Here is a 20,549-nt window from a genome sequence, read left to right as displayed (position 1 = left end):
TCAACAACTCAATTCCGCCTGTATGGCTGCTCCTACCCAAATTACCACCGTCGTTTTCGACCTTGGTGGCGTGCTCATCGACTGGAATCCGCGTTACCTATACCGCAAGCTCTTCACCGACGAGCAGGAAATGAATACCTTCCTCGAAACCATCGTTACGTCCGACTGGAACGAGGAGCAGGATGCCGGCCGTAGCCTGGCCGAGGCCACGACCTACTTAGTCGCCAAGCACCCGGAGCACCGCCAGATGATCGAGCACTTCTACGGCCGCTGGTCGGAGATGCTCGGTGGCGCCATTCCAGGCACGGTAGACATCTTGACTGAGCTACGCGATAGTAGCCGCTACCGCCTCTACGCCCTCACCAACTGGTCGGCCGAGACGTTCCCAATAGCACTGGAGCAGTTCGAGTTTCTGCACTGGTTTGAAGGCATCGTGGTATCGGGTACTGAAAAGACACGCAAGCCCTTCCCCGATTTCTACCACCTGTTGCTTTCGCGCTACAACATCGAGCCCCAACACGCCGTGTTCATTGACGATAACGAGCGCAATATCTTGGCCGCAAAAGAGGTGGGGCTGCACACTATTCATTTTCAGTCGCCGGAGCAGCTGCGCACTGAATTGCAGGCCTTCGAGCTACTCGATTGAGTTAGCCTTTAGCCACCCAAAGGGCTGTAGAGACGCGACACTTCGCGTCTCGTCGTTGCTGACGTTGTTTAGGTGGGCGGTAGCGCGAAGCCGGCGCTTAGCGTGTTGCTGCTGACGGCCGTGCCATAAGTAAGTCGTTCAATAAGGCACGGAAGCCTGAACTTCGCGCTACAGCCTCTGGTACTGTGAAACTGCTCCAGAATAGGTCGTTCAATGAATGAGACGCGAAGTGTCGCGTCTCTACACCGGCAAAAGCAGCTCCTCAGCGGTGCCCCTGCCTTACTTGCTTACCTGGAAGCTACCGGTGCCATGGCCGGGGGCGCCGGTGTTGGAAATGCCTTCGAGCGTAAGGCGGAAGGGGCCAACTTCTTCCGAGGTGAAGAACGAAAGGGTGGCCTGGCCGGTGGCGTCGGTGCGGACGGTGGGGGCCCAATAGAGGGTGGCGCTGCGGAAGTCGGGCACCGAGGCGTTCTTGCCGTTGTCGTAAACGGGGGCGTAGAACTCGCGCACTTGGTGGAAGAGGGGCATCACGTAGGGTTGCAGGCCCCGCGCCGGTTCGTTGGTAAAGTCGTAGTCGGGGTTGCCGCGCTTGGTGAAGATGGCAATAACGCCGCCCCCGCCCCGCGAGCCGTAAATAGCCGCCGACGGACCTTTGAGTACCTCCACGCTTTCCACGTCGTTGACGGCAATGGTGTTTATCACCGTGGCATCCACCGGAATGCCATCCAGAACAAACAGCGGCTCGCCGTATCCCCGAATCTGAACACTCATGTTCAGTGGGTTGCTGCCCGTGACCTGAACCCCCGCCACCCGGCCCTGCAACAACTGCAGCACGTTGGTGTAGCTGCTGGCCGCCGGGATGTCCTTGGTTTTCACCACTACATCAGCCTGCCCGTAGATGCGGCGGGTGTCGGGCACAACAGGCTTCTTGCCTTTCACCGTCACGTTGCCGAGCATGATGGTTTTAGCATTCGGACTATACTGCCGCTCCACCACTTGCTGCCGTTTGCTGCTGGCCAGGTACGGCTCCCGCGCCGGGGCGGCATCGGGGAGGGGAGGGGTGGGTGTTTTGCTGGGTTCCACTAGCCGCCTATCCAGCTTGATAACCGGGTTGCGCAAGCCTTTCTGCGGCGATACCTGCACCAGTAGCCGCGCCGTGTCGCGCCCGGTGAAACCCATGAACAGGAAGCGCCCTGCCGAATCGGTAGTTGCCTGCGTAATGTCTTGCGCCGCGCCAAAACGGAACAGCGATACTTTTATGCCGCCCGCGGGAGCTTGCTTGTTACCTAGTACCTGGCCGGTCAAGCTCAGGGTTTGCTCTAGCGGGTACGGAAACGCGCCGAACTTATTGGCCAGCAGCGGCTTCCATACAAAGCGCCGCCAGCCCTGCGTGAGCAGCAGGTTGTCGAGGGCCTGCCGGGTATCGGGTTTCTGGTTGCGAAAATAGTAGCCCGGCAACTCCACGGTGCCGTGCAAGTCGGAAGTCAGCAGCAAATGGGTGCGAATATCGGTGGCGCCGGAGTCGAGGGGAGCCAGCGTGGTGCTGTTGACGGCGAGGGAAAACTGTCCGGGTGCTGGCTGCCCGGCCGCGTCGGTTACGGCTACGCGCACCGTTACTTTTTCGCGGGGCCCATAAGCGGGTTTGTCGGGTTGCAGACTAATGCGCAAGTCCGGGTCGGCGTTGGTAAAGGCCAGCCGCTCGCACCGGGCCACTTGCTTGCTGTCGAAGAGGGTGAAATGGACCACTCCAGCCGGAAAACGGTCTTTGGGGATGCTGGTCGAGAAAGTGTTGCCCTCGCTGATTTCGCCTTGCCCGGCATATACCACCTGCCCTCGTACCTGCCCAACCACCGTTATGCGCTCGGCCGGGGCAGTAGGCGGCAGCTTGCACTGAATAGCTACCTGGTAGCTACCCGACAGCTGGAGTATCCGCATAGTAAAGCCGGTGGGTTGCGCTGCAGGTAAGTCGTGCCGAATCCGTTGCCCGTCGGGTTGCCGCACTATCGCCACGTAGCGCTTGCCGGCTTCGGGCTTGAGCTGAAATCGCCCCATACCGAGGTGCTGACTGCGAAACTCCGCTACAGTCTGCCCAGCTTCGTCTTGTACCACGCCCTGCACCTCCACTCCCATACCGTACGAGTCGGTGGCTTTAAATCCCACTGTGCTCGATAACCCGGCCACGAACTGGCCGCCCTCCGGAAAGAACTGTACATCCAGCCACTTGGAGGCCGGCGGCGTGGCGGCGGGTGTGCCGGTAGCGGGGCGGCGGCCGGGCTTGCTGGCAGTGGCTACGGTATTCGCCCAAACCGTGAGTGGGCGCGTGAAGAAGTAGCCAGATCCGGCATTGCGCATCCAGCTAGTGTAGGCGCGCACCGTGTAGGTGCCCTGCTTCAGCGTATCAACTAGTTGAAAGTCACCGGGCGAAGTGCCGTTTTTCAGGGTCAGCACTCGTTGCTGTACTACTTTCTGGTTGGGCCCCAACAAGTCGACGTAGAGCACCCGGCTCAGGGTATCGGGCCGGTGAGTGGAAGCTTGTACCACGTAGGCCTTGAACCAAACCGTTTCGCCGGCGGCGTAGGTGTCTTTGTCGAATTGGAGGTAGCTTTTCTCGGGGTACGTGCTGGCGTAAAACCGAGTCAGCTGCTTCATTACCAGCTCAATAAAAGCATCAGGTGGCCCTTGAAAAGCCAATGATAACAAACCAAAGCCAACGAGTGCCAGGAGAGGCAGGAAGTAGCGTTTCATAGTAACAAGTAGACATAACAAGATTAAAGCAATGCGCCCTGTAGCTTCCGCGCTACAGGGCGCTACCTTGATTTAGCAGCAGTAACATGAGGGTTGCATTAAATTGTGGTAAGTATAGCGTAATTCTGAGCGTTGATGAAGTGCTGTAACGCAGTCCTTGCCAGAACAAGCTAGCTGAGCCGTAACCTTGGCCGGCCCAACAAGGTATCTAACCCAAATAAACTGCCGACAATGAAGCCGGCAGTTTTATGTCAGCTTTTCTTCTCATGGAACACATAACGTTAGGAAATACAGGTATTGAGGTTTCGTGCATCACCTTCGGTAGTTGGGCCGCTGGCGGCTGGATGTGGGGCGGCACCGAGCAGAACGACGCCGTGGGCGCCATTCACGCCTCCTATAACTTGGGCGTCACCAGCATCGACACGGCCCCCATCTACGGGCAGGGACTAAGCGAGGAAATCGTGGGCGAAGCCATCAAGAGCTTGCCGCGCGATAAGGTGCAGATCCTAACCAAGTTCGGCATGCGGTGGGATTTGGCGAAAGGCGATTTCGCCATGAAAACCAAGAACAACGAAGGCCAGGACCTGGACGTGTACAAATACGCCGGCCGCGACAGCATCATCAAGGAGTGCGAAGACAGCCTGCGCCGTCTCGGCACCGACTACATCGACCTTTACCAGCAGCACTGGCCCGACATCACGACTCCCATCGACGAGACGATGGAAGCGGCAGCCCGCCTGTTGGAGCAAGGGAAAATCCGCGCCATTGGGGTTAGCAACTATTCGGTAGCCCAAATGGAGGAAGCCGCAAAAACGGTGGAAGTGGTTTCCAACCAAGTGCCCTACAGCATGTTGCGCCGCGACATCGAGAAAGACGTCATTCCTTACTGCCAGAAGCACAACATGGCTATTCTGGCTTACAGCCCCATGCAGCTCGGGTTGCTGACGGGCAAGATGAAGCCCGGCCAGCACTTCGATGCCAGCGACCTGCGCTCCACCAACCGCCTCTTCAAGCCGGAGAGCGTTACCCAAGTCAACGAGTTCCTGGAGAAGATCCGGCCCCTGGCCGAAAGCAAAAATGCCACCCTCGGCCAGTTGGTACTCCGCTGGACGCTGGCGCAGCCCGGTGTTTCGGTGGCCCTGGTAGGTGCCCGCAACGCCGACCAAGCCATCCAGAACGCCCGCACCACCGACTTCGAGCTGGTGCAGCACGAGGTAGACTTCATCACCGAGCGCCTGGAGCAAATGCAGCAGCAACAACAGCCCGCCTAGATTTCACGGTACTATTCAATCGAAAAAGCACTGTCTACTCAGACAGTGCTTTTTTGTGTTCAGGCAACGGTTCAAGGGTGGTAAGTATCTATGGAGGGACAGAATAGTCTTCTCCCCTTCTAGCCACTTTCAGCGTACTTGAAGCCCTTATAGCATGACCACTTACTCAAGACGCACGTTCATTGAGCACATGGGACGGGGATTGGGGGCAGCGGTTGCGTTGCCTGCCCTTACCTCGATGACGCTGGAACCAGCACCCCTCCAAGACAAGCAAAAACTAAACATTGCGCTCTGCGGATTAGGCCGCTATGCCAATGTGCTCAAAGGAGGATTAGCGGCGTCGCAACATTGCCGCCTGGCGGGTATCGTGACTGGCACCCCCACTAAAGCGGCGGAGTGGAAGCGGGCGTATGGTATACCAGACAAAAACAGCTACACCTACCAGACCTTCGACCAAATCAGTAATAATCCGGCTATTGACTTGGTGTACATTACCCTGCCCAACGGGTTGCACAAGGAGTACACCATCCGAGCCGCCAAAGCGGGCAAGCATGTCATCGTTGAAAAACCGATGGCCTTCACCGAGAAAGACTGTCAGGAAATGATTGCCGCCTGCCAGAAGGCAGGGGTCCAATTGGCGGTTGGTTACCGGTTGCACTACGATCCTCACCACATCGAGCTGAAGCGGCTCGGCCAGAATAAGGTCTTTGGGCAGGTGCGCTTGATTGAATCTTCCTTAGGCTATCGATTGGAAGGCATAAGTCCGGATGATTGGCACTTGAAAAAAGCGCTGGCCGGTGGTGGCCCCCTCATGAACCTAGGAGTTTACTGCGTACAAAGTGGCCGTTACGTGCTAGGAGAGGAGCCCATAGCGGTTACGGCTCAAATTGGGCCGGTTACCATGCCCAATCTGTTCAAAGAGGTAGAAGAAAATATCACGTGGCAGCTATACTTCCCGAGTGGGGCCATCTGCACCTCCTCCAGCACGTCTAACAGCAACATCGACCGATTCTTTGCCTCCGCAGATGAAGGCTATTTCGAGCTGGAACCCGCGCTAAGCTACGGGCCTTTCAAAGGCCGCACCAGTCAGGCCGCGTTTAACTTTCCAGTGGTCAATCAGCAGGCGGCGCAGCTAGATGACATTGCCGCCCACATCTTGGCAAAAAAAACCCTGCCCTCCCATATATCCGGCGAGGAGGGCCGTAAAGATATGCGGGTGTTAGAGGCCATCTATCAAGCGGCTTACACGGGCCGAAAAGTTTCGTTGGCGTGAGGGCTCTCAAGAAGTGAATCCTCGCCCTTTTGCCCTCTGGCACTTTATTAAGCTATAGTCTGAGGGGTACTTTATGCGCCTTAACGTGCTATTTTTCCGTCTCCTAAGACGACTTCTATGAAAGCTTTTTTGTTGCTCTTGCTGCTATGGGCCGCGACGCGCCCAGCTTCCGCCCAGGTGCTGACCCGCGCCGATTCACTGCTAATGCAGGCACAGCAGCTCAGCAAGCAGAAAAAATATCCCGAGGCTATCAAAGCCTACCAGCGGGTGGTGCAGGAGCCAACTGCCAAACCTCGCTACAAGGCTGCGAGCTTGTACAATATTGCCTGTTACTACGGGTTGCTCAACGATGCTCCTAATGCCCTGAGCTACCTCGGCAAGGCTATCGATGCCGGCTACGTTGAAACCAGCCACATCGCCATCGACTCCGACCTCAACCTGATTCACTCCCACAAGCAGTGGCCTAAATTGCTGGCGCGAGCCCGCAAGCTAGAGGAAAAGCAGCTGATCCGGCGGCCCGAAGACGTGAAGCTGGTCACCACCGACATCGACCATTTCTGGACCGCCTATGCGGCTGCTCAGCAGGACACCACCCACGCGCAAGCCATTTTCCGGCGCGAGTACTTCGACAAAGCCTCTGAGGGGTTGCAGGATTATTACGCGGCTAAAATTAGGAGTGACGTCGAGTTTGCCAACTCAATCAAGAGCCGGCCTTTGTACTACCAATCCATTCAACCAACCACGTGGGCCCTGGCCGATCAGAAGCCAAAAATTGTGGCGGCTTTCCGGCGGTTTCAGGAACTGTATCCGGCCCTGCACTTCCAGAACATCTACTTCGTGATAGGCGGTTGGGTATCGGGCGGTACCGTGTCGGAGGCGGGCCTGCTGATCGGAGCCGACCAAACGGCCAACGGGCCCGGCGTAAATACTTCCGAGCTGAATCTGTTGCAGCGCAACCGCTGTGCGCCCGTAACCGAGATGCCCTCCTTGATGGTGCACGAGCTAGTACACAGCAACCAAGGTCCGCAGGATGGTACGCTACTCAGCTATGCCCTCAACGAAGGCATGGCCGACTTCGTGGCCGAACTAGTTACGGGCCGGGTTACCAATGCCCGCCTGCACCCCTACGGCAACGCTCACGAGAAGGAACTGTGGGCGGCCTTCAAGCAGGAAATGCTCGGCACCAACTCCCGTAACTGGATAGCCAACGGCGGCCAGGAAACCTCCGAAAAGCCCTGCGACCTGGGCTACTACGTCGGCTACCGCATTGTGCAGGCCTACTACCAAAATGCCCCCGACAAAAAGCAAGCGCTGGCCTCTATTCTAGCCATCCAAGACCCTAAAGCTTTCCTGGCCCAGAGTGGATACGATAAAATAGTGGCGCAGCGCTAGCACTGATTCTGAGAATGTTACCCTATGCCTGTTCGGCCTGGCGGTTCACTTTGTTTTTGGCAATCTGGTTGAGTAGCTGGTCGGTCTTTTTTTCTTCTTCGAGGGTTTGCTGCAGAAGATCCGCAACCTCGTTGTGGCCTAGCTCATTGGCCAAATAAACCGCCGTACCGTAACCGGCTATTTCGTAGTGCTCGATTTTTTGGGCTGCAGCAATTAAAGCAGCGTCCAGTACTTCGGGCGAGGCATCTTTCTGCATCAGCTTCTCGCCTTCGGCAATCAGGCCGTGTAGCGCCACATTTTCCTCCCCGTTCGGATCAACGCCGAGCATCTGAGCGGCTTGCTCCAAGCGCTGAATCTGCTGCTTGGTTTCTTCGAGGTGAACCGTGAAGGCACTTTTTAATTCTTCGTTTTGAGTGTTTGTCACCATGCGAGGCATGCTCGCAACCAATAGGTTTTCGGCACTATACAGTGCCTGCATGCCATGCACAAAAAGGTCTTGCAAACTTTGAAGCTGAGCCATAGTAATCTGAAAATAAGGGTGAAAGATCAGTTGGTACTACGGCCACAAAAGTGCCTTGTTATCGTCGGGCTTGCGTTTTGAACCTGTATTCCGCGTTACGGTCAAGCTTGCCTAACCCGGGGAGAAGCTAGCGGCCCCGGCTTTTCAGGGCTGCAACCTTTGCTGAATCGATGGACTCCCCCTGCTGATTACTTCTCCATCTTTTCCTACTTCTGATTATGTATCGCTTATCTGTGCTTTCACTTTGTGTTGCTGGCCTGGTTTCCTTGGAAGGCTGCAAAAAAGAAAAAGAAACTGCTCCCAAAACCTCATTGCTTGCTACCCGCTGGCTGCTGGTGCAAGTAGAAGAAACGCCTATAGGCGTTTCCAGCTCTTCCAGCTCCTACCGTTCTTACATTGAGTTTTCCAACCGGAATACTACCGCTGGTCTTGGCCCCTGCAATTCATTTAGTGGCACCTTTTCGCAGGGCAGCACGGCGGGGCAGCTTTCCATTAGCCAGCAAGCATCAGCCAGGGCTGCCTGTGCCGCTACAAACCTGGAAGACAAGTACCTGAACGCCTTGCCGCGCACTGTGCGCTTCGAAATCAGTGACAAGGAACTGCGCCTCTATGATGCCACTAATTCCTTGCGCCCACTGCTTATTTTCGAGGATAGCACGAAGTAAAGTAGCTTCAGTGGCGTGCTAAACAAAAAGGCCGCCTCGGAAGAGGCGGCCTTTTACTTTGAACTCGCCAAGCGCAGTTAGCAGTTGCCGTCCATGTCACAGGCGGCACCTTCCAAGCCCCCAATGGCTACCGGTTGCGGGCGAGCTTCTTCCCAAACCTTCTCCAGCACTTCCTTGAACAATTCGGTTGGCTGCGCCCCTGATACAGCGTACTTGTCGTCGAAAACAAAGTAGGGCACGCCCCGCACCCCAAGCTGATGCGCCTCGTATTCGTCGCGGCGCACTTCCTGCTCGAAAGTATTGGAGTCTAGCAACTGCTTTACCTCGTTGGCTGGTAAGTTCAGTTCCGCACCCAGGCGCGTAAGCGTGGGCACATCATTGATGTCGAGGCCTTCTTCCAGATACGCTTTGAATAGCCGCTCCTTGGCGGCATCCTGCTGGCCATGCTGCGCGGCGAGGTGCACCAAGCGGTGGGCCCGCAACGAGTTGGCCGGCACTACCCGGTCGAAGTCAAATGCCAAGCCCTCTGCCGCCGCCGTTGCCGCCATGTTGGCGCTTGTCTGCCGGGCCCATCCCTCCGACTTACCGTACTTGCTGGCCAAGCGGGCATATTGGTTGACGCCGGGCGTTGGGTTGGCCTGCGGGTCTAGCTCGAAGCTGCGCCATTTCACTTCTACCTCACCGGCGTGCTCAAATGTTGCCAAGGCCTTTTCCAGCCGCCGCTTGCCGATGTAGCAAAAAGGGCAAAGGATATCAGACCAGATATCTACTTGTATCTTTTTCATGGGATAAAGAGTCAGAACTTGGGGTTTATAAGCCGGAAACCAGGCGAAAGGTTTCCTGGAATGTAATGCGTAGTTACTTTGCAGGGTGCTGTTAAAATGCTAAAGCTTGAAGCACAAAAAAGCCCTCAGCGGTGAGGCTGAGGGCGTAAGGTTTAGGCGGAAACGCCGTCGATGAGCTGCTTGTCGGGAATGGAGTTGTCTTGAAGCGTGGCGCGGCCGCGGCTGCGGCGGGTGATGCGCGAGAAGAGGCTGATTTCTTGGTCGAACAAGAACTGAAAGAACAGCTTGGTGTAGGAGCGGTGATGGAGCAGCGGCTCGTAAAACTCGGGCGCCAGGGCCTTCAAGCGGGGCAAGTGGTTCCACGGAACCGACGGCATGTCGTGGTGCTCGTTGTGGTAGCCTACGTTGAGGTTTACCCCGTTCAGCCGGCCATAGTAGCTGTACGTTTCCTGGCCCTCATCAAGAGTCAGGTAGTGCTCCTGAATCCAGCGGGCCCCGAGCGGGTGTAAGCCCACCGAGAACCAGAAGCTTAGAAACAGGTAGCCGAGCGCCGCCCAACCGAAGAAGTACACAATGGCTGCATCGAAAGCCAGCTGCGCCGCAATGTTGGCCACCACGTACCGGTCGAATACCGCCACCTCGCGGCAGCGAATAGTGCGGATAACCTGGAATAGCGGGAAAAAGAACAGCCAGATAGCTTTGCCGATAGAGTAGTTCTTGATCAGCTTGGCCTCGTACCAGTCCGGCAAATCAGCATCCAACTCGTGCACCCCCTGAAACACGTGGTGCTTGATATGGAAGTTCTTGAAGGAAATAGCCGTCGGGATAACCGAAGCAAAATTGGCCACAATGCCCACCGCCACGTTCTGCCACACCTTGCGGAACACCAGGTTGTGCGCCGCTTCGTGAATGACCACAAACAAGGTATGCGAAAAGAAAGCGCCTACCAGATAGGCTGCCAGAGCCACTACGTACCAAGGCTGATTGCGAAGAAGCACAGCCAGGACCACCTGTGCCGTTACGCAGGCCACTCCAATCAGGGCTGTGGCCGGGGTGCGCGTCATCAGCTCCTTCACCTCCGGGTGCGCCTTCACAATCTGACGGGTACGCACGCGGTGCGGCTCTGGCGTATCAACCAAAACAAAAGACTTAGTGGTAGCAGGCATTAGGCTGGTGGTAAAAGCTATAAGTACCCCAATGATACAACCTGTTGCCCGAAGAATCTTCAAAACTCGGGCTAGACTGTAGCAGCTAGGTGCTGTTGTAAAGCGTATTGTCGAGGAAAAGTTTCTCTCACAACCGGCGTGTGAGGTCCTTATTTACGAAACGGAGGTATGACTGGCACACAAAGCGCCCACCCATACCTCCGTCATCTTCGGGCACTAAACTGTGCGGGTAGCTTACCGGGCTACTATTAATTTTTGACCTGGTTTCACCTCGTCGGTTGTTAGGTTATTGAGTTGTTTCAGCTGCTCCACCGTCACGCCCTGGTAGCGGCGCGAAATATTGTAGAGCGTGTCGCCGGCTTGCACAAGGTGCACTTTCCGGATAGGCTCAGCAAGAGCCGGCTTCTGCGCGGCCACCGCCTTCATTGGGCGGGCTGGCTTCTGTGGGGCAGGGGCTGGCGCGGCCGTATCTGCTTGTGCGGTAGGGTTTTCCACTTCCACCGGCGGCGCGAACACTAGTTTCTGGCCCGGTGCTACCGTGATAGAAGTCAGCTTGTTCCACTCCATCACCTGCTTCACGCTCACGCCGCGAATCTCGGCTATACGGCTGAGGTAGTCGCCTTTGCGGACCACGTACTCCGTTGGTAAGCTATCGTCGGCTACGGTCGTTTCTACGGCTTCAACGGCTTGTATGGCTGGCGCAACCGAAGTTGCCGCGGCGTTCCGGGCAGCTCTGGTACTAGGCCGTATTTCTTTGGGGCTCACGGCTGCCACTTCCGGGGTGACTTCTGCAGCTACGGCAGGTCCAGCAGCCACGCGATTCACCTGGCTGGCTGCTGCGGGTTTAGCCACCGGCGAAGTCAGGCGGGTGGGTACGGCAAGCTTGCTGGTAGCAGCAAGAGTTCCGGCGGCTGGCGCGGGCCGGGTGGCCGGGGTAGCCATAGGCACAAACACAATCAGCTGCTTGCCTGGCGCCAAAGGGCGGCCTTTGCGTAAGCCGTTCCAGCGGGCCAGCTGAGCAGGCTCTACGTCGTAGCGGCCCGCCACGGCAGCCACGGTTTCGCCCCGGCGCACGGTGTGCCGCACCCGCCGATAGCGGGGAGTAGGCTCCACTTCTTCTTCGCGGGGTGCGCCGCTGGCCAGCATCGAGCGCGTCGGGAAGGGCTCTACGCCGTTCAGGCGCGCCATCATTGGGGCTAGTGGCTGTGGCAGCTCGGGGCGGGGCAGGCAATAATCGAAAAGTGTAGCGCGGTCCACTACGGCAAGCTGCGGCTTGGCTGTGGCGGGTACTTGCACCGCGTAGGAGCGGTAACCGGCCGGCAACCAGGAGCGCCGTAGCTCCGGGTTGTAGTGCAGCAAAGCCGACGAATCCTCTAAGCCGCAGGCCCGGCTAAGGCGCAGCAAGTCCACCGATCTGCCGTTAAGCTGTACCGTATCCATCACCTCGGCGTACCGGTATTTTAGCTCGGGCGAGTGCAGTTGGTGAGCCTGCGCGTACTTCATCGAGTACATGATGGCCGTAAATGTAGGCACGTAGTTGCGCGTCTCCTTGGGCAAGTATGGGTATAAGTCCCAAAAGTTCTTTTTGCCGGTGCGCCGCATCACGCGCTGCATGCTGCCGGCGCCCCAGTTGTATGCGGCCAGCACCAGTTCCCAATCGTGAAAAACGCCGTACAGGTAGCGTAGATGCTTGCATGCTGCCTCCGTCGACTTCTCGGGGTTCATCCGCTCGTCTACCCACTCGTCGCGGCGTAGCCGTAAGTCGCCGGCTGTCGGGCCCATAAATTGCCACAAACCCGTGGCGCCCACGTGCGACTTGGCCGTCGGAATCAAGGCCGACTCGACCACCGCCAGATACTTCAGGTCGACGGGCAGCTCGTACTTGGCCAGATACTTTTCGAAGAGCGGAAAGTATACCTTTTCGCGCTCCAACACCCGCTGCATGTATTTGCGGTTGCGCTCTGTAAACAGAGTCACAAACGACATAACCGCCGGGTTGAACGCGTGGGGCGCGTCGGTTTCAATGCAACCCACCCGGTCACCTACTAGGTCGTGTAGCTCGGGTGGAGTCTGTAGCCACCGCAGCCGCACCGAATCAACCAGGGGAGCCGCTACGAGCGAATCAGGGAGTAGCAGCGGCAACTCGATAACCTGCGTGGTGTCGTCGGGGCTGCTGGTGCGGGGTACTTCTGGCGTCCGTTGGGGGAGCGTCTGGCCCGCGGCAGCGCGAGCCATAGCAGTCAGCAAAAGGAAGGTAGAGGCAACGCGAACCGGCCGCAACAACGTTTTCATCAATACACCAGGGGTTAAGGCATGGCAGGAATCAGAGTCTCCGTCAACGATTTACTGAACGCCAGCAAGTGCTCTTCACGGAACGCGCCGCTCATCACCTGCAAGCCAATCGGCAAACCAGCTGAATCTTGCCCAGCCGGCACCGACACCGCGGGTACCCCGGCCAGGGAAGCCTGTACGGTAAATATATCCGCCAGATACATAGCCAGGGCATCCTGCGTGTTCTCGCCGATGCGGAAGGCCGTAGTGGGAGCAGTAGGCAAAATTAGGAAGTCGTACTGCCGCAGCAATTCGTCGGTTTTTTCCTTGATCAAACGTCGTACCTGCTGTGCCTTAGTATAATAGGCATCATAATAATCAGCCGACAGCACGAAAGTACCGAGCAGAATCCGCCGCTGCACCTCCGAGCCGAAGCCCTGCGAGCGGGTTTTTTTGTAGAGCGACTCCAGGTCGGTAGCATCCGGGGCGCGGTAGCCGTACTTCACGCCGTCGAAGCGGCTGAGGTTGGAGCTGGCTTCGGCCGTGGTCAGAATGTAGTAGGTCGGCACCATGTAGTCGAGGTAGGGGAAGTCCACCGCGTCGACCACGTGGCCCTGGTTACGCAGGCTTTCGAGGCTGGTCTCCAGAGCTTCTTTGATTTCCGAATTCAAACCGGGGCGTTCCACTGCGTCGCGGATGTAACCGATCCGATACTGCGGAGCCGGCTCCAAGAGCTGGCTGTACGCCGGCACCTCGCGCTGGCTGGCCGTGCTGTCGAAATTGTCGGCGCCTGCCATTACCTCCAGCAGCAGCGCCGCATCGTCCACCGAGCGAGTCAGGGTACCAATTTGATCGAACGAGGAAGCATACGCCACTAAGCCATAGCGCGAAATGCGCGAATACGTAGGTTTGAAGCCAATAACTCCGCAGAAAGCCGCAGGCTGGCGCACCGAGCCGCCCGTGTCCGAGCCTATCGAGGCCAAACACATATCGGCCTGTACCGCCACCGCCGAGCCACCCGAAGAACCACCCGAGACCCGTTCCTCGTCGGCGGCGTTGCGCACCGGCCCGAAGTACGACGACTCATTGGAAGCGCCCATGGCAAACTCGTCGCAGTTCTGGCGGCCAATAAAAATAGCGTCCTCATCGAGCAGCCGCTGCACCGCCGTAGCCGTGAACAGCGACTTGAAGCCGTCGAGGATGTGGCTGCTGCTCTGCAAAGAATGGTCTTTGTAAGCCAGCACATCTTTCAGCCCGACAACCATTCCCGCCAGCTTGCCGGCCGTGCCAGCCGCTAATTTGGCGTCTACGGCCTCGGCCTGGACGCGAGCTTCCTCGGGCCATACTTCCAGAAAAGCATTCAAGCGGCCGTTCCGCCGCTCGATGTTGTCTAGGTAATACTCCACGAGCTGACGGCAGGTCGTGTTGCCTGCCGTCAGCTCGTTACGAACTTCCGTGAGAGAATGAAAGCGTCTCAAATTCTAGAAATCAGTTAGGACATTTGGTCTAGACGAGGCCGTTCGGCCGGCGTCGGGGTGGTGGAGTCGGAGAGAGTAACGTGGGCTACGGGTGGCGTGTACGTGGTGCCGGGCGAGCTATGCGTAGGCTCGGATTGCGTGTAGGCATCATCAGGCAAATGCTCGGGCGCTGGCGCCGGGGCCGAAGGCGCAATGTAGTTCGGGTTGAACTGTTGCTGGTACGGCTGCTGCGGCTGCGATTCTACGTGGTTTTCAAACTCGCTACGGATTTCGCGTGAGGCATCTTTGAATTCCCGAATGCCTTTACCCAATCCCCGGGCTAATTCTGGTATCTTGTTGGCACCAAAGAAAATGAGGATGACAACCATGATGAGCATGATTTCTCCCCCACCCAGGTCGCCAAGAAACAAAAGTGGCGTGTGCATAGTGGTCTACTAGTTAGAAACGTGGCTGATTAGGCTCGTTTGGGTTACGGTTTGTAGTTTGGTCGCGGTACTCAGGCTTTTCTTCTTTGGATGCATCCTTAAACTCACGGATACCTTGTCCCATTCCACGAAACAGTTCTGGAATACGCTTGGCACCAAACAGCAAAATAATAGCAAACAGGATCAGCAGAATTTCGGTGGTGCCGAAGTTGCCGATCAGAAAAAGCGAGGAAAATTGCATAGAAAAAGGCTGTAGGAGCCGGTTTGGAGTGGAAAGCCTGAGATACGCATACGGATGCTAAGCAGGATTGGTAAAGATACCCCATAATTTTAAAATGGGGATAGCAACGGATTGTATCGTTGTGTTATCAGAACCCCAATCTAAGTCATCATTGTGATGCGTACATGAAGCTCAACTCATCTTAAGAAAGATAGAGTTCATCGGGTAATTTTGTATATCCAAGGAGAGAAATTGCAGGTTGATCGGTTTCATGTTCTATTTACAAGCCACGGGCTTAGAACTATTTGTCTATCCATGCTCCTTGTCATAACAGTAAAGGTCAAGAACCGACTTTTCCGCGAATGCCATCAAAAATGAACCCAGCCGCCAAAATTACCCGCCCATCGGTGTCGTCGTTGCACCAGCCCGATGAAAATGAACGGCTCGAAATACTACGCAACTATCACATCCTAGATACGCCTCCAGAGAGAGCCTTCGACGATCTGGTGCGGCTAGCTGCCTATATCTGTGGTACGTCCATCTCGCTGGTATCTTTAATTGATGCCGAGCGGCAATGGTTCAAAGCCAATCTTGGTCTGGAGCAATTTTCAGAAACGCACCGTGATGCTGCCTTCTGCCAGTATGCTATGCTCTCGGATGACGTGTTCGAAGTAAGCGACACCACGCTGGATCCGTTGTTTCAGCAAAACCCATTAGTGATTAACAATCCCAATATTCGGTTTTACGCTGGAGCGGCCTTGGTTTCGCCGGAAGGATTGCCCTTAGGAACGATTTGCGCCCTCGATACACAACCTCATTCCCTTACCGATCAGCAACGCGAGGCACTACGCATCTTGGCCCGCGAGGTGGTTGCGCATTTAGAGCTACGCCGCGCGCGTTTGCAGCTCGAGCAAGAACAGCAAAAACTTGAAGGCCTGCTACGTATGGCCAACAACGCTGCTGAAACCATGTTTGTGGGCAGCCGCAACGAAATCTTCGTCAAGCAAGATCACAAGTTGGTGCGGGTGCATACCAATGATATTCGCTACGTTGAGGCGTTAGGCGACTATGTAAATATTTATACTTCTCGCGAGCGATTCACAGTTTACAGTACTATGAAGGAGCTAGAAGCGAAACTCCCTGTCCGCGAATTTGCCCGGGTGCACCGCAAATACATTGTCTGCCTCGACCGTATCACATCCATTGAGGGCGACATCATGCTGGTTGACAACGGACGTGGTTCCGATCGACAAGCAAATCCTACCTCTGTCCCGATTGGCAACTCCTACAAAGCCGCTCTTTTGAATCGGTTAAATCTTATTTAAGGCCAGTTTCTTGTGGTTGAGTATAAAGTCGGATAAAACGCGCCATTCGCCGGTTAAAAGAGGGCCTTCAGCGAATTTCTCACAATTTTGAATAGCCGGGTCTCTATCTTTCGTCATGTTATCGGAGTAGCCCCGCTGCACGGCCATCATTTATGATTCCAGTGTAGCCCGGAGATACTGGTAGCTAAGTTTGTTTTCATAGCTCAGAAAGACACCGCACTCTGTGCGGTGTTTTTTTTTGACCACTAATTTCCGCTGATTAGCCTTGTTTCGTTGACTTTTATTAGCAGGCGTTTGCTTGCGAAATGTAACAAGCTCAATTTCGTACAGTGCGAGCAAATAAATTGAAGCTTGGAAAAAGATAAAATCGGCGAAATATGGTTAGTCAGCGGAAAGCACTGATTTAGTGGCGGCCAATCCAATTTTCAGGGTTTAGATTAGCACTGTTGCGCCACACTTGGAACTGCACCTCGGAGGTGCCGTCAGGGTCAGTATACACCGTGCCAATTGGTTGGCGCATTTTCACCGTTTGCCCCTCGCTTACGCTCACTCCCCGTAGCTTGGCATATACCGTGAAGTACTCACCATGCTGAATCATCACGATGTTGTTCATACCGGGCACGTTGGCTACAGTAAGCACTTTGCCATCGAAAATGGCCCGTACCGGTTCGCCCGCGCTGGTTTGAATGTCTATGCCGCGGTTTTCCACTACTACGTTCTTCAGGACGGGGTGATTATGCCGGCCGAAACGTTGAGAAATAAAGCCTTTGGATACCGGCCACAACAACCGGCCACGGTTATCGGCAAAAGAGGAAGATAGTTCGGCCGTTTCGGGCGTTAGAGTAACCCGGTCAGTGCGAGCGGGAGCGGCGGCTTCGGGAGCCGCCTCGGAATAGGTGCGGGAAGGAGCATCGGCGGAGCGGCCTGCGGCGGCGGCGCGTTCGGCTCGTTCGCGGGCGGCGGTGCGCGCAGCGGCTTTGGCAGCGGCTACGCGGGCCGCACGGGCAATTTCTTCGCGTACTCGCTCGGCAATCAGGTTGTCGAGGCGGCTGATGGCTTGTTGTCGTTCAGCTAGTTCTTGGCGAAGGCCTTGTTCCTGCTGGCTCAGCTTGGTTACCACTTGGTCCTGTTGAGTTTTCATGGTCAACAGGTTGTTTTTCTCAGCTACCTGCGTAGTAAGCAAACTGCCTTTCTCTTGCTTTTTGGTTTGTAGACCGGTAAGCTGCTGACTGAGGCGTTGCTGAGTACCCGTAATTTGAGCGGCCTGCGCTTTGCGCACCTCTGCGTATTGCCGGATGTAGCGCAAGCGCAGCATAAACTGGTTGAACGACTCGGCCGCAAACAGAAACATGATGCGGTTGTAGCTATTAGCCGTTTTCGACGCCGAGTAGATGAGGCGGCCGTACTCGGCTTTCAGCTGCTCCAGGCCCTGGCGGGTTTGCTGTACCTGCTGCTCCGTCTGCTGCACATCGGTTTCAATGTAGCGCAGTTCCGACGAGATGTTGCGAATAACACCTTGCTGCACCGTCAGTTTTTCCTTGAGAGCATTCAGCTGACCCAACGACGCTTCTTTCTGGCGCTGCGTCTGCTCCAGAATGCGACTGGTTTCGCGGATGCGGCGCAAGGTAGCACGCCGCTCCCGCTCTAGCTGCGCTTTCGACTTCGGGGGGGCGCTGCGACGTCGGCTACTGGAGGTACGCTGGCGTTGCTGGGCTTGCGCATCGCCGCTAGGCGTAGGAAGCCCGAGCCAAGCAGCCACCAAGGCCACCAGCAGCCAATGCTTACTTTTTGCGGGCATAGCCTTTCGGAATGGAAAAGGGAAACTGTAACCGTTCCTTATCCACATCAACCGTGCGATACGTAATAACGAGCGTGGACGGGGCCGTTTGTCCTTGTTGGAGCTTCACGGTGGCCGTGTGCGCAAACGGACTCGGGTTACGTTCGAGCACCTGAAAATCCGAGTAATCCACGATTACGGTATTCTTCGTGGTGGTGTCGCGCACGGCCAGTTGTTGCACGCGGCCTTGGCCAAGCTCGATGAGTTGCTCTACGAGCAGGCCAGCCTGTACGTAATTTACTTTCTGGGTGGTACCTTCCGTGCTTACTTTTGGTGCGGTCTGCTCGCTGATTGGTGCCAGATAGTTGCCGAGCAGCAAAGCTTGCAGCATCTCGAAGTTAACGGGCACGTTGAGACGCTTGCTTAAGTAAGCGTAGTCGCCGGCGTAGTACTGGCGGTGCAACTTGTCGAGCACCTGTACCGAGTCTTGCGTGATGTAGGCTCGGAATCCCTCAAAGCCAATCAGGGAAGCCGAAATCCAAATGACGCTGTCTTTGCGAATGCGGATGTTGAGGTTGCCGCTTTGCTGCTCGAACTGCGCCTTGCCTTTCGCCGACAGAAAACGGAAATCCACGTTTTTAGCCCGAATGGCCTCGGGCACCGGCCGGGCCGGAGAGGTCTTTGTGCCAGTCGGAAATATTTTGCGGGTGCAGCTACCAAGGGCGGTAGCGGCCAGTAGCAAGCCTAGGGCAATGCGTCTACTCATACAGTTTCTTGTCTTTGATCTTGCGGTCAATCAGCTCTGAGGTTCCGCCAGCTTTTTTTGCGCGCAGCCACTCAACCTGCGCTTTTTCCTTTTCGCCGAGCTGAAAGAGCACGTCGCCGTAGTGCTCAATTACAGTGCCGTCCTTGCTGGTTTGCAAGGCTTTCTCTAGGCTCTGGCGGGCTCCTGCGTAGTCTTTTTGCTTGTAAAGGACCCAGGCGTAGGTGTCGAGGTAGGTATCATTGTCGGGAAATTGCTTCACCAGCTTACCCGCCATTTCCTTGGCCCGGTCCAGCTTCTCGCCCCTGACGGAGAGGAAGTAGCTGTAGTTATTGAGCGCCTGCGCATTATTGGCATCGAAAGTTAGCGCCGCATCATAAGCCGCGTCCGATTTCTTGTAATCTTTCAGCTCGTGGTACGCGTCGCCAAGTTGCGTGTCAAATTGAGCCAGCAGCTCGGGGTTGTCGGTAGCCAGCTTGCGGCCGTATTCCAGCGACTTTACGCCCTTGGTAGGCTGTTTTTTCAGCATGTAACCCACACCGTTGTAAAACCACAGCGGCGCTTGGTTGGGAAATAGCTCGAGGGCCCGCTCGGAGTGGGTAAGCAGCGAGTCGGTTTGGTTGAGCTCGGCATCAATCAGCACCACTTGCTGCCAAATCTGGTAGCGGGTGTTGTCGAGCTTGATGGCTTTCAAGTAATTGTCGCGAGCGTCCTTCTTACGATTCGCCAGCGTCTGAATGTCACCGGCGACGGAATAGGCTTTGGCATCTTTGGGGTGCACGCGCACCGTAATGGCGGCCAGGTCCAGGGCCGTTTGCTCTAGCTTGGGGTTAGGTAGCTGCTTGATAAAGTCAACCAGTACCCGCACCTTATCGTCGATGTCGAGGCCAGGACTTTCGAAAGCCAGCTTGATTTGCTTTGCCGATTCTGTGGCGTTGCCCTGCTGGCGGTACACATCGGCCATAATCATGTGGGCCTGTGGGTTCTCCGGGTCGGTGCGTAGCGCCTGCTCTGCTACCCTGATAGCATCGGGGAGGCGGTTGTTGGCGGCGTACATTTCGGCCTGCGCCAGCACGTAGCGGATTTCGTCGGGGTTGGCTTTAATCAGGGTTTCGCCTTCTTGTAAGGCCTTATCCAGATTATTTTGCTTAAGGTAGATTTGTTGCTTCTTGAACGATACCTCATCCAAGGCGCCAAACTGCTTCTCGGCCCGCTCCAGCGTGGACAACGCCTCGGGTAGCTTGCCTTGCGCCAAATACAGGTCAGCCAGGTTGAAGAGGTAGTAGCCGGAATCGGGTACGTCCTGGATTAGCTGCGCGTATACTTTAGTGGCTTGGTCGTACTGCTTCTGCGAGGCGTAGATTTGGGCCAGCAACAAGTAGTAGTAGGCGTTCTTGGGGTCGAGCTTGACGGCCGCCTGCGCAAAGTTAGTGGCATCCTTGAGGTTGCCGCTGAGGAGGTTGGTTTCCGCTATTTTGTAGCTGATGGCCGCGTTGGTCGGGTTAAGAGAGTAGGCCTTCAAGAGGCGCTCCAAGGCTTTGTTGTAGTCTTCGAGGAGCACGTATTTCACACCATCCACAAAGAACGCCTCACTCATGCCCCGGTCACGATCGGAAAGCTGGCGCTGTTGGCTGACCGCTTCTAACTCGGCCCGGCGGGCCAACTCTTTCCGCTCTTTGCGGCTGAGCTTACCGGGTTTGCCCGGCTTGGACTCGCGCACTTTATCGGCGGACGCAGGCGCCGCCGGTTGCTGCTGAGCCTGGCCTGGCTCGGCGGTAAGCAACAAGCTCAGAGCCAGTGATATGGAAAGAAAAACGCTACGCATGA

The 20,549-nt window shown here is 56.2% G+C and carries 17 protein-coding genes; 6 read left to right on the top strand and 11 right to left on the bottom strand.

The genetic code is table 11. The features are described from left to right. The first annotated feature begins 22 nt into the window (after window positions 1–22). Window positions 23–646 carry an HAD family hydrolase gene (locus tag VF639_RS15585; RefSeq protein WP_331146850.1) on the top strand — a complete coding sequence of 208 codons (624 nt, stop codon included), beginning with the start codon at window positions 23–25 and terminating at the stop codon, window positions 644–646. Window positions 647–925: 279 nt separating this feature from the next. Here the strand turns inward: VF639_RS15585 and VF639_RS15580 are convergent, their stop codons facing one another. Then, window positions 926–3,391 (bottom strand): TonB-dependent receptor plug domain-containing protein, encoded by a 2,466-nt coding sequence (locus tag VF639_RS15580; RefSeq protein ID WP_331146849.1) that lies wholly within the window; start codon window positions 3,389–3,391, stop codon window positions 926–928. Window positions 3,392–3,657: 266 nt separating this feature from the next. Between VF639_RS15580 and VF639_RS15575 the strand changes: the two genes are divergently transcribed. The 3 genes from VF639_RS15575 to VF639_RS15565 all read left to right on the top strand — a co-directional run bounded on the left by VF639_RS15575 (window position 3,658) and on the right by VF639_RS15565 (window position 7,327). Further along, complete coding sequence (locus VF639_RS15575) at window positions 3,658–4,662, top strand: aldo/keto reductase (RefSeq protein WP_331146848.1); 1,005 nt, start codon at window positions 3,658–3,660, stop codon at window positions 4,660–4,662. Between the two features lie 154 nt (window positions 4,663–4,816). Next, a complete protein-coding gene (locus VF639_RS15570; RefSeq protein ID WP_331146847.1) occupies window positions 4,817–5,935 on the top strand; it encodes a Gfo/Idh/MocA family protein in 1,119 nt (372 codons plus the stop codon). Between the two features lie 117 nt (window positions 5,936–6,052). Continuing rightward, the gene (locus VF639_RS15565) at window positions 6,053–7,327 is read left to right on the top strand and encodes a gliding motility protein GldB-related protein (protein ID WP_331146846.1); all 1,275 of its coding nucleotides are present in this window, start codon (window positions 6,053–6,055) and stop codon (window positions 7,325–7,327) included. Window positions 7,328–7,349: 22 nt separating this feature from the next. Here VF639_RS15565 and VF639_RS15560 read toward each other — a convergent pair whose 3' ends face one another. Further along, on the bottom strand, window positions 7,350–7,847 hold the full coding sequence (locus tag VF639_RS15560; protein WP_331146845.1) for a YciE/YciF ferroxidase family protein: 498 nt from the start codon (window positions 7,845–7,847) through the stop codon (window positions 7,350–7,352). Between the two features lie 218 nt (window positions 7,848–8,065). On the opposite strand from VF639_RS15560, the gene VF639_RS15555 reads away from it, so the two are divergent. After that, window positions 8,066–8,512 (top strand): META domain-containing protein, encoded by a 447-nt coding sequence (locus tag VF639_RS15555; protein ID WP_331146844.1) that lies wholly within the window; start codon window positions 8,066–8,068, stop codon window positions 8,510–8,512. A gap of 77 nt (window positions 8,513–8,589) precedes the next feature. Here the strand turns inward: VF639_RS15555 and VF639_RS15550 are convergent, their stop codons facing one another. The 6 genes from VF639_RS15550 to VF639_RS15525 all read right to left on the bottom strand — a co-directional run bounded on the left by VF639_RS15550 (window position 8,590) and on the right by VF639_RS15525 (window position 14,878). Beyond that, a complete protein-coding gene (locus tag VF639_RS15550) occupies window positions 8,590–9,297 on the bottom strand; it encodes a DsbA family oxidoreductase (protein ID WP_331146843.1) in 708 nt (235 codons plus the stop codon). A 152-nt stretch (window positions 9,298–9,449) separates the two neighbouring features. Next, complete coding sequence (locus tag VF639_RS15545; RefSeq protein ID WP_331146842.1) at window positions 9,450–10,463, bottom strand: fatty acid desaturase; 1,014 nt, start codon at window positions 10,461–10,463, stop codon at window positions 9,450–9,452. Between the two features lie 234 nt (window positions 10,464–10,697). Further along, window positions 10,698–12,698 (bottom strand): LysM peptidoglycan-binding domain-containing protein, encoded by a 2,001-nt coding sequence (locus tag VF639_RS15540; RefSeq protein WP_331146841.1) that lies wholly within the window; start codon window positions 12,696–12,698, stop codon window positions 10,698–10,700. Window positions 12,699–12,769: 71 nt separating this feature from the next. After that, the gene (gatA, locus tag VF639_RS15535) at window positions 12,770–14,212 is read right to left on the bottom strand and encodes an Asp-tRNA(Asn)/Glu-tRNA(Gln) amidotransferase subunit GatA (protein ID WP_331146840.1); all 1,443 of its coding nucleotides are present in this window, start codon (window positions 14,210–14,212) and stop codon (window positions 12,770–12,772) included. Window positions 14,213–14,226: 14 nt separating this feature from the next. Further along, window positions 14,227–14,637 (bottom strand): Sec-independent protein translocase subunit TatA/TatB, encoded by a 411-nt coding sequence (locus VF639_RS15530; protein WP_331146839.1) that lies wholly within the window; start codon window positions 14,635–14,637, stop codon window positions 14,227–14,229. Window positions 14,638–14,650: 13 nt separating this feature from the next. Beyond that, entirely contained in the window at window positions 14,651–14,878 is a 228-nt protein-coding gene (locus VF639_RS15525) for a twin-arginine translocase TatA/TatE family subunit (RefSeq protein ID WP_331146838.1), read from the bottom strand. Between the two features lie 341 nt (window positions 14,879–15,219). Between VF639_RS15525 and VF639_RS15520 the strand changes: the two genes are divergently transcribed. Next, entirely contained in the window at window positions 15,220–16,182 is a 963-nt protein-coding gene (locus VF639_RS15520; RefSeq protein WP_331146837.1) for a GAF domain-containing DNA-binding protein, read from the top strand. A gap of 403 nt (window positions 16,183–16,585) precedes the next feature. On the opposite strand, the gene VF639_RS15515 is transcribed toward VF639_RS15520, so the two are convergent. Genes VF639_RS15515 through VF639_RS15505 form a run of 3 tightly spaced genes read right to left on the bottom strand, consistent with a single transcriptional unit; the run spans window position 16,586 to window position 20,547 of the window. After that, window positions 16,586–17,980 carry a murein hydrolase activator EnvC family protein gene (locus VF639_RS15515; protein ID WP_331146836.1) on the bottom strand — a complete coding sequence of 465 codons (1,395 nt, stop codon included), beginning with the start codon at window positions 17,978–17,980 and terminating at the stop codon, window positions 16,586–16,588. Then, window positions 17,964–18,725, bottom strand: coding sequence for a lipoprotein insertase outer membrane protein LolB1 (gene lolB1 / locus VF639_RS15510; RefSeq protein WP_331146835.1), 762 nt, complete (start codon window positions 18,723–18,725; stop codon window positions 17,964–17,966). Before lolB1 ends, VF639_RS15515 begins: the two co-directional genes overlap by 17 nt. After that, complete coding sequence (locus VF639_RS15505) at window positions 18,718–20,547, bottom strand: tetratricopeptide repeat protein (protein ID WP_331146834.1); 1,830 nt, start codon at window positions 20,545–20,547, stop codon at window positions 18,718–18,720. The genes lolB1 and VF639_RS15505 overlap by 8 nt, the downstream gene beginning before the upstream one ends. Window positions 20,548–20,549: the final 2 nt, after the last annotated feature.

Source organism: Hymenobacter sp., assembly GCF_036387835.1.
Classification (GTDB): Bacteria; Bacteroidota; Bacteroidia; order Cytophagales; family Hymenobacteraceae; genus Hymenobacter.
Note: the sequence above shows the minus strand (reverse complement) of the source record. Positions and strands in the feature narration are given on the sequence as shown.

Bases quoted from the DNA above. Each gene is read 5' to 3' on its own strand.
- VF639_RS15585 (WP_331146850.1), top strand. From the start codon at position 23: ATGGCTGCTCCTACCCAAATTACCACCGTCGTTTTCGACCTTGGTGGC.
- VF639_RS15580 (WP_331146849.1), bottom strand. From the start codon at position 3,391: ATGAAACGCTACTTCCTGCCTCTCCTGGCACTCGTTGGCTTTGGTTTG.
- VF639_RS15575 (WP_331146848.1), top strand. From the start codon at position 3,658: ATGGAACACATAACGTTAGGAAATACAGGTATTGAGGTTTCGTGCATC.
- VF639_RS15570 (WP_331146847.1), top strand. From the start codon at position 4,817: ATGACCACTTACTCAAGACGCACGTTCATTGAGCACATGGGACGGGGA.
- VF639_RS15565 (WP_331146846.1), top strand. From the start codon at position 6,053: ATGAAAGCTTTTTTGTTGCTCTTGCTGCTATGGGCCGCGACGCGCCCA.
- VF639_RS15560 (WP_331146845.1), bottom strand. From the start codon at position 7,847: ATGGCTCAGCTTCAAAGTTTGCAAGACCTTTTTGTGCATGGCATGCAG.
- VF639_RS15555 (WP_331146844.1), top strand. From the start codon at position 8,066: ATGTATCGCTTATCTGTGCTTTCACTTTGTGTTGCTGGCCTGGTTTCC.
- VF639_RS15550 (WP_331146843.1), bottom strand. From the start codon at position 9,297: ATGAAAAAGATACAAGTAGATATCTGGTCTGATATCCTTTGCCCTTTT.
- VF639_RS15545 (WP_331146842.1), bottom strand. From the start codon at position 10,463: ATGCCTGCTACCACTAAGTCTTTTGTTTTGGTTGATACGCCAGAGCCG.
- VF639_RS15540 (WP_331146841.1), bottom strand. From the start codon at position 12,698: ATGGCTCGCGCTGCCGCGGGCCAGACGCTCCCCCAACGGACGCCAGAA.
- VF639_RS15530 (WP_331146839.1), bottom strand. From the start codon at position 14,637: ATGCACACGCCACTTTTGTTTCTTGGCGACCTGGGTGGGGGAGAAATC.
- VF639_RS15525 (WP_331146838.1), bottom strand. From the start codon at position 14,878: ATGCAATTTTCCTCGCTTTTTCTGATCGGCAACTTCGGCACCACCGAA.
- VF639_RS15520 (WP_331146837.1), top strand. From the start codon at position 15,220: ATGCCATCAAAAATGAACCCAGCCGCCAAAATTACCCGCCCATCGGTG.
- VF639_RS15515 (WP_331146836.1), bottom strand. From the start codon at position 17,980: ATGCCCGCAAAAAGTAAGCATTGGCTGCTGGTGGCCTTGGTGGCTGCT.
- lolB1 (WP_331146835.1), bottom strand. From the start codon at position 18,725: ATGAGTAGACGCATTGCCCTAGGCTTGCTACTGGCCGCTACCGCCCTT.
- VF639_RS15505 (WP_331146834.1), bottom strand. From the start codon at position 20,547: ATGCGTAGCGTTTTTCTTTCCATATCACTGGCTCTGAGCTTGTTGCTT.